Consider the following 531-nt stretch of genomic DNA (forward strand, 5'->3'; position numbering starts at 1 on the left):
GCCGCTACGGCACTGGTCCTGCCCGCTCTGATGCGGCTGATCACTCCTGCTGTATCCGCGGTCGGGAGCGGTGGTGGTGGCGCACAGGCCGCCGGTGCCGCCCTCCTGGCCGGTGCAGCCCTCGCCACAGGCGGAAAAGCCCTGATGGGCGGCAAGCTCGCCGGCGGCAAGTCGGTGCCCCCCGGCGGCGGCTTCTCCGGCGGTGGGGGTGGCGGCACACCCGGCCTCGTCGGCGGAGGTAATGGTGGTGGTCGCGGTGGTGGTGGTGGTCGCGGGGGTGGTGGAAACGGCGGCGGGAGCCGCGGAACACCCTCGCCGAGCGCCCCGAGCCGCAGTGACCAACGTTCCCGATCCGCGGCCCCCGCGGGAGGCAGCGGTCCGCAGAAGGGCAGCGGCGCCAAGGCCGGCAAATGGGTTTCGGCCGCCGCTGGCGGGAGCCATTCCGCCAACCGCGCAGCCGGTGACCTCGCCGGTGACAACTACGCCCCCACCAACAGCCGCCACACCATCCCGCGCTGAATCGCTCTCCAC

1 pseudogene is annotated in these 531 nt (G+C 73.6%); it reads left to right on the top strand.

Going from position 1 to position 531, the window contains the following annotated elements:
* Positions 1–519, top strand: a pseudogene (locus MLGJGCBP_RS24515) (hypothetical protein); the annotation flags it as partial.
* Positions 520–531: the final 12 nt, after the last annotated feature.

This window comes from Rhodococcus sp. T7 (assembly GCF_009872365.1).
Lineage (GTDB): Bacteria > Actinomycetota > Actinomycetes > Mycobacteriales > Mycobacteriaceae > Rhodococcus_F.